General features: G+C 46.6%; 7 protein-coding genes and 1 tRNA gene. All 8 read left to right on the top strand.

Translation table 11 applies throughout. From position 1 onward, the window contains the following. The first annotated feature begins 65 nt into the window (after nucleotides 1–65). Nucleotides 66–138 (top strand) — tRNA-Trp (locus tag OXG75_00770). A 15-nt stretch (nucleotides 139–153) separates the two neighbouring features. Further along, nucleotides 154–357 (top strand): preprotein translocase subunit SecE, encoded by a 204-nt coding sequence (secE, locus tag OXG75_00765; protein MCY3624523.1) that lies wholly within the window; start codon nucleotides 154–156, stop codon nucleotides 355–357. A 25-nt stretch (nucleotides 358–382) separates the two neighbouring features. Further along, nucleotides 383–943 (top strand): transcription termination/antitermination protein NusG, encoded by a 561-nt coding sequence (nusG, locus tag OXG75_00760; GenBank protein ID MCY3624522.1) that lies wholly within the window; start codon nucleotides 383–385, stop codon nucleotides 941–943. Then, nucleotides 944–1,363 carry a 50S ribosomal protein L11 gene (gene rplK, locus OXG75_00755; protein MCY3624521.1) on the top strand — a complete coding sequence of 140 codons (420 nt, stop codon included), beginning with the start codon at nucleotides 944–946 and terminating at the stop codon, nucleotides 1,361–1,363. It begins immediately after the preceding gene. A gap of 16 nt (nucleotides 1,364–1,379) precedes the next feature. Continuing rightward, complete coding sequence (gene rplA / locus OXG75_00750; GenBank protein ID MCY3624520.1) at nucleotides 1,380–2,105, top strand: 50S ribosomal protein L1; 726 nt, start codon at nucleotides 1,380–1,382, stop codon at nucleotides 2,103–2,105. A 36-nt stretch (nucleotides 2,106–2,141) separates the two neighbouring features. Next, nucleotides 2,142–2,663, top strand: coding sequence for a 50S ribosomal protein L10 (rplJ, locus tag OXG75_00745; protein MCY3624519.1), 522 nt, complete (start codon nucleotides 2,142–2,144; stop codon nucleotides 2,661–2,663). A gap of 36 nt (nucleotides 2,664–2,699) precedes the next feature. After that, entirely contained in the window at nucleotides 2,700–3,083 is a 384-nt protein-coding gene (gene rplL / locus OXG75_00740) for a 50S ribosomal protein L7/L12 (GenBank protein ID MCY3624518.1), read from the top strand. Between the two features lie 53 nt (nucleotides 3,084–3,136). Continuing rightward, nucleotides 3,137–7,327 carry a DNA-directed RNA polymerase subunit beta gene (rpoB, locus tag OXG75_00735; protein MCY3624517.1) on the top strand — a complete coding sequence of 1,397 codons (4,191 nt, stop codon included), beginning with the start codon at nucleotides 3,137–3,139 and terminating at the stop codon, nucleotides 7,325–7,327. Nucleotides 7,328–7,333 lie beyond the last annotated feature (6 nt).

The following is a 7,333-nucleotide window of genomic DNA, read 5'->3' as shown; positions in this document are numbered from 1 at the left end:
GGTGGAAGGACAGTTGGGGCAGGCGTAGTAACAGAAATAATTGAGTGATGAGTAATAGACTCTACAGGGCAGTAGCTCAATTGGTAGAGCAGCGGTCTCCAAAACCGCAGGTTGGGGGTTCGAGACCCTCCTGCCCTGCAGAAAAACCAAGTCATGGAAAAATTTGACAGGATCAAAGTTGATACGACCAGGTATCTCAGCGGTGTTGCTACAGAACTGAAAAGAATAACCTGGCCCGAGCGTAAAGATACGGTTAAATCAACCTTAGTGGTTGTTATTATTACCGCGTTTTTTGCACTCTTTTTTATGCTGGCCGATTACGTGTTCTCTTTTCTGTTTGGTCTTATACTGAGTTAAAGAGCGAATCGGGAGCAGTTTTCGAATGCCGAGCAAGTGGTATATAGTGCATGTAAATACCGGTTTTGAGGAACGGGTTAAAACCCAGATAGAAAACGGGATGGAGAGCATGAACAATGAAAACCTTGCCATTGACGAGGTTTTTATTCCTACTGAGACAGTAGTTGAAACACAGAAAGGCGGAAGGAAGAGAACATCTATTAGGAAATTCTTTCCCGGATATATAATGCTTAAAATGGAACTTAACAAGGAAACCCTGGATTTCGTACGGGAGATACCGAAAGTGATAAGTTTCGTGGGAGGTCGCCCGGTTGATGGAAAGATAAATATTGATTCCATCCCCGAAGTTGACGAAGAAAAAGTTAACGAGATAAAAACAAGGGCAAAAGAGGGCACGCTCAAGCCCAAGCCGAGCGTCGCTTTTGAAAAAGGAGAATCCATAAGAGTTATAGAAGGTCCTTTTGCTAATTTTTCCGGAATTATAGAAGATGTAAAACCCGAAAAAGCCAGGGTGCAGGTACTGGTCAGCATTTTTGGCAGGACCACACCCATAGAGCTCGATTTTAATCAGGTGGAGAAAATCTAGATGAAGAAAATAAGCGGTTACATAAAGTTGCTGATTGAAGCGGGAAAGGCATCCCCTTCGCCTCCGGTAGGTCCCGCGCTCGGACAAAGAGGCGTGAACATAATGGAATTCTGCAAAGCCTTTAATGCCCAGACGTCTTCTTCCGAAGGGCTTCTTCCAGTTACGGTGACCGTTTACGCGGACAGGTCTTTTGATCTTCAGATAAAAACTCCCCCTACTTCTTACCTGCTGAAAAAAGCTGCGGGCCTTGAAAAAGGTTCAGGATCCACTCCGAGGACCAAAGCCGGCAAGATTACGGAGGAACAGGCAAGGGAGATAGCGCAAAGAAAGCTCGAGGATCTCAATACTGATGAAATTGACGCGGCTTTGATGGTTGTGCGTGGTACCGCGAGAAGCATGGGAATTGATATAGAAGGATAGAGTTTGGAGAGACTTCATGACCACCAGAGGAAAAAAATATATTGACGTAAGCACCAAAGTAGATTCCCGCAAAGAGTATACGGTTGATGAGGCCATGGAGCTTGTGGCTCAGGCCCACTATGCGAAATTTGACGAAACGGTGGATATAGCCGTAAATCTCGGCATAGACCCCAGACATGCGAACCAGCAGATTCGTTCCGCACTCGTGTTGCCTCACGGTCTCGGGAAAAAAATGACGGTCCTCGTGTTTGCAACGGATGATAAGGCAGTCGAGGCAAAAGATGCCGGGGCCGATTATGTGGGTCTTGACGATATCGTGGAAAAAATTTCTAAGGAGAACTGGCTTGATTTTGACGTGGCTATAGCCACTCCTGACGTGATGTCAAAGGTTGGAAGACTGGGAAAAGTGCTGGGGCCAAGAGGACTGATGCCGAGTCCTAAGGTAGGTACTGTAACTTCGGATGTCGCTAACATGGTCAAGGAATCAAAGGCCGGTCGTGTTGAAATCAGAAATGACAAAAGCGGGGTTATACACGCTCCTGTTGGAAAAGTCTCTTTCGGAAAAGAGAACCTGAAAGAAAACTTCCTCGCCTTTATGGGTTTTCTGATCAAAGAGAAACCTGTTGCTTCTAAGGGTATTTTTCTGAAGAGAGTTTCGGTGTCGGCGACCATGGGTCCCGGTATCGGAGTTAGTGTGCCGGATATTAGGAACGAACTTAAAAGTATGGGAATTGCGGCGTAAGCGTAACGCGAAACTAGATACGAGAAGAGAGAGACTATGCTCAGTAAAGCCGAAAAGCAGAAAGTAATTGACGACTTGGCATCCAGATTCCATTCCGTTTCCTCGGTGTTTGTTGTTGAATACCAAGGACTTAAGGTGAAGGAGATGGATGTCCTGAGGAAAAAACTCAGGCAGACCAATACGGAGTTCAGGGTTGTAAAGAACACCCTTCTGGAGAAAGCTTCACTAGGAACGGACATAGAAAAAATGAAAGATCTTTTTTCGGGTCCCACAGCGATTGCTATCTGTGACGGAGAGTCTTCCGCGGCAGCGAAGGTTTTTGTTGATTACGGCGAAGATTTCCCGGAAATCAAGATAAAGGGCGGTATATTCGAAGGAGAAGTAGTAGATGTATCCAGAATAGAGCAGATAGCAAAGCTTCCGTCAAGGCAGGAGCTTATCTCCGAGTTTGTAGGCCTGCTTAGTGCTCCGATGGGCAACCTTGTGGGAGTCTTGGAGCAGGCACGCTCAAACATTGTCAATGTGTTAGAAGGTTTAAAAGAAAAGAAAACTAAATAAAAAGCTGTAGAACTGTTTTATCAAGGAGGAATAAAAATGCCCGATATTAGTAGAACAGACGTTGTCACTTATCTTGAACAAGCTAGCATGCTTGAGATCTCCGAACTGATAGAGGAAATAAAGGAAAAGTTCGGTGTTCAGGCCGCTGCGCCACAAGTTGCTGTTGCCACTGCTGCCGGTGCCGAAGCCGCTCCTGCGGCCGAAGAGAAAACTGAGTTTAGTGTAATTCTCAGTTCTTTCGGAGACAAGAAAATACAGGTCATAAAAGCAGTAAGGGAAATCGCGGGTCTTGGACTCAAGGAATCCAAGGAGCTTGTTGAAGGAGTTCCAAAACCTGTAAAAGAGGGAGTTAGCAAGGATGAGGCTGCAGACATCAAGAAGAAGCTTGAAGACGCCGGGGCAACCGTTGAAGTTAACTGACCATAATTTTCTTCGGTTATTTTCACTTAAATTAAAAAACGAGGGGGTGCGCGTTGACCATAGAGAATATAGAGTCTCAGGAATTAAGGAAAGATTTTTCGAAGATCCCCCAGGTTCTGGATATCCCCCACCTGCTTGATGTACAGATAAAATCGTACGAAGATTTTCTGCAGGCCGATGTTCCTCCAGATGAGCGTTCGGACACCGGCCTTCATGGAGCCTTCAAGGCTGTTTTTCCTCTTGAGGATTATAATGGCAAGGCTTCTTTGGAATATCTCAGCTACAGGCTGGACGAACCCAAGTATGATTTCGCCGAATGCAGGCTTAAGGGCTATACCTACACTGCTCCTCTTTATGTAACTTTCCGTCTTATAATTTGGGACATTCCTGAAGGTGAAAAAGGACAGAAAGATACCGAGAGACAGTTCCGCGACATTAAAGAGCAAGAGATATACTTTGGGGAAGTACAGCTTATGACCCCCAGCGGTTCTTTTATAGTAAACGGAACCGAAAGAGTAATCGTAAACCAGCTCCACAGATCTCCCGGAGTGTTTTTTGATCGGGACAAAAGCAAGAACCAGCTGTCCGGAAAGGAAGGATCTTTTATAGCGAGAATCGTTCCTCAAAACGGTCGCTGGCTTGATTTTGAATATGATCTGAAAGACATGCTCCATGTGCGCATAGACAGAAAGAAAAAATTCCACGTCACCGTTCTTCTCAAGGCCATGGGTTATGATGAGCAGCAGATAATGGATTTCTTCTATCCCGTGGAGACTTTCCATATAGAACCAGAAGAACTTCGAAAAGAAGTAACCGCGGAAGTTTTCGAGGTGGGAGCGGAGGGTTTTAAGAAAGAAAAGACCACCGAAATAATTTCCTATCAGAAAGTGACTGTGGATATAAACCACCCGGAAACAGGTGACCTTATAGGTAGAAAGGGAAGAAGGCTGAAAAATCTTCTTTCAAGATTCGAAGAAGTTGGCATGAGTTCCATACCTGTTTCAGATGAAGAGATAATGGAAAAACCCTCGGCCGAAGTGGTCTCCGACCCCGAAACTGGGGAAGTAATACTAGATTTCAATGAGGAAATAACGGAAGAGAAACTCGACGAACTCCGCAGAGTCGGTAAAAAAACCCTCAGAGTCTACTACATAGACAAGACCCTGTTCGTGAGTTCTCTTCGGACCACACTTCTTTCCGATAAGGTGGATTCATGTGAGGAAGCCATAACGGAGATATACAAGAAATTCAGGCCGACGGACCCTCCTTCCGATGAAGTCGCGCGGACTTTCTTTGAAAATATGTTCTTCACTCAGGATGCATACAGACTCTCGAAAGTGGGTCGGATCAAGATTAACTATAAGCTCAAGAGGAAGGGCGTGAGCGATGATCATCTTACTTTGGACAGAGAAGATATCCTTCTGACCGTGAAATACCTGCTTGATTTGAAAGGTGGCAGGGGATCTACCGATGACATAGACCATCTCGGCAACCGAAGGGTAAGGACCGTTGGGGAACTTATAGAGGACCGTTTTTATCACGGTCTTGAGAGGCTTGCACGGTTTGTGAAGGAAAAAATGGGATACCAGACCATAGAAAACCTAATGCCTAATGAAGTACTGGTTCCGAAAACCGTTACATCGGTTCTCAAGGAGTTTTTCACCACGGGTCAGCTTTCCCAGTTCATGGATCAGACCAACCCTCTGTCGGAAATAACTCATAAAAGAAGGCTGAGCGCACTTGGTCCGGGCGGTCTTACCAGAGAGAGAGCGGGGTTCGAGGTAAGAGATGTTCACTCTTCCCATTATGGGAGAATATGTCCTATAGAAACTCCGGAAGGTCCTAATATCGGACTTATATCCAGCTTGAGCACTTATGCGAAGATAGATGAATCCGGATTTATCCGGACTCCTTACAGGAAAGTGAAGGACGGGCGTGTTACGGACGAAATAATTTATATGAATGCACTTATGGAAGAGGATTACATTGTAGCTCAGGCAAACGCCCCCCTTGAAGAGGACGGGTCTTTCAAACTGCCTTTTGTCTCCGCCAGGGGAAATGGCGAATTTATGATGGTTGAGAGGGAAGAGGTTGAGTTTATGGACGTGTCCCCTTCGCAGCTTGTTTCGGTTTCGGCTTCTCTTATTCCCTTTCTTGAGCATGATGACGCGAACAGGGCCCTTATGGGTTCTAATATGCAGCGCCAGGCCGTGCCGCTCATAAAGAGTGTCTCGCCGCTTGTGGGGACAGGTTTTGAAAGCAAGGTGGCCAAGGACTCCGGGGTTACGGTCGTCGCACGCAGAGATGGCGTAGTGGAGTCCGTAGATGCGGTTAGGATTGTGGTTAAATCCACGGAAAGAAGTCGCGAAGGTGGGGTGGATATCTACAACTTGATAAAGTTCCACCGCTCAAACCAGAGTTCCTGCTGGAATCAGACGCCTATAGTTTGCCAAGGGCAGCGGGTGAAGAAAGGACAGGTAATAGCGGATGGGTGTTCGACGGACCGTGGCGAACTGGCGCTCGGACAGAATATGGTTGTCGCCTTTATGCCGTGGGGAGGATACAACTTCGAAGACGCAATCTTGATATCCGAGAGGGTTGTAAAGGACGATGCATTCACCTCAATTCATATTGAGGAGTTTGAGTGTACGGCAAGGGAGACGAAACTCGGAAGAGAAGATATAACCAGAGATATACCTAATGTGTCCGAAGAGTCACTTAGGTATCTGGATGAAAGCGGGATAATAATGATAGGTGCCGAGGTTGAGCCTGGAGACATCCTGGTTGGAAAAATTTCTCCAAAAACCGAAACTCAGCTTTCTCCGGAAGAGAGGCTCTTGAGGGCGATCTTCGGAGATAAGGCCGGGGATGTCAAGGATTCCTCCCTCAAGGTTTCTTCCGGGGTATACGGTACCGTGATAGATGTTGAAACTCTTGTGTCCCGCTCCGTGGATAAGGACGAGAGAAGTAAAGACATTGAGAACCAAGAAATCTCAAAATTGATGGAAGAGAGAGAGAACGAGGTAAGTATTCTCAGGCGGGATGCGGTTGACAGAGTAAAGCATATTGTCCTAGGCAAAACTTCGCTTTCCAAAATAACGGTTAACAGGAAAACCATTCTTAAAAGCGGACAGGAAATTACTGAAGAGATTCTTGATGCTATTCCCTTAGAAAAGCTTGTTGATGTTAGGATAAAGAACCTTCCCGAAGCGGGTGAAGAACTGACTGGAATAATTGGCAGAGTTCTCAAACGCATTGATTACGTGACCGCTACCTATGAGCAGCGCATAGAAAAATTGAAAAAGCCCGATGAGTTGCCTCCCGGGGTTTTGAGAGTGGTTAAGGTCCGCATTGCGGTTAAAAGAAAGCTTCAGGTTGGTGACAAAATGGCGGGACGGCATGGCAACAAGGGTGTCGTATCGAAAATACTTCCGCAGGAAGATATGCCTTATCTCTCGGACGGGAGGCCGGTTGATATGGTGCTTAACCCGCTCGGCGTGCCTTCAAGGATGAACGTTGGCCAGATACTGGAGACCCATCTGGGGTGGGGCGGCAGAGAACTGGGAAGGCAGCTTAATGAGTATATCGAACAGGAATTTAGCGACGAAGCCCTAAGAGAGAAGCTTCTGGAAATATACTCGGATTCTTCGCAGACACGGGAGCTTGTAGGGTCGCTGGACAGAGAAGGTCTTGTAGAGTTGGTAAGAGAGCTTGAGGATGGAGTGCCGGTAAAATCCCCGGTCTTTGACGGTGCCCACGAGGCTGAAATTGCGCGTATCCAGGAGCTTGCCGGCATCGACGAAGATGGAAAGACTATTCTTTTTGATGGTCAGACCGGTGAACCTTTTGATCAGAAAGTGTGCGTTGGGATAATGTACATGTTAAAGCTCCATCACCTTGTTGAAGAGAAAATTCATGCGAGGGCAATCGGGCCTTATTCCTTGGTAACGCAGCAGCCCCTTGGCGGGAAGGCCCACTTCGGTGGACAGAGACTTGGAGAAATGGAGGTCTGGGCGCTTGAAGCCTACGGGGCCGCCTACACCCTTCAGGAATTTGTCACCATAAAATCAGACGACGTAGCGGGACGGACGAGAATATTCGACTCGATCGTAAGAGGTGATATGAATTTTGAACCAGGTCTCCCTGAATCTTTCAAAGTGTTGCGCAAGGAACTGCAGGCGTTGGGACTTGATGTGGATCTTATTGAAGAGGAAGCGGAAATTGAACCGCTTCCGAAATATTAATTTGGA

This window comes from Candidatus Dadabacteria bacterium (assembly GCA_026705445.1).
In the GTDB taxonomy this organism is placed as follows: domain Bacteria; phylum Desulfobacterota_D; class UBA1144; order Nemesobacterales; family Nemesobacteraceae; genus Nemesobacter.
Note: the sequence above shows the minus strand (reverse complement) of the source record. Positions and strands in the feature narration are given on the sequence as shown.

Coding starts and splice junctions, on each gene's coding strand:
- secE (MCY3624523.1), top strand. CDS start 154: ATGGAAAAATTTGACAGGATCAAAGTTGATACGACCAGGTATCTCAGC.
- nusG (MCY3624522.1), top strand. CDS start 383: ATGCCGAGCAAGTGGTATATAGTGCATGTAAATACCGGTTTTGAGGAA.
- rplK (MCY3624521.1), top strand. CDS start 944: ATGAAGAAAATAAGCGGTTACATAAAGTTGCTGATTGAAGCGGGAAAG.
- rplA (MCY3624520.1), top strand. CDS start 1,380: ATGACCACCAGAGGAAAAAAATATATTGACGTAAGCACCAAAGTAGAT.
- rplJ (MCY3624519.1), top strand. CDS start 2,142: ATGCTCAGTAAAGCCGAAAAGCAGAAAGTAATTGACGACTTGGCATCC.
- rplL (MCY3624518.1), top strand. CDS start 2,700: ATGCCCGATATTAGTAGAACAGACGTTGTCACTTATCTTGAACAAGCT.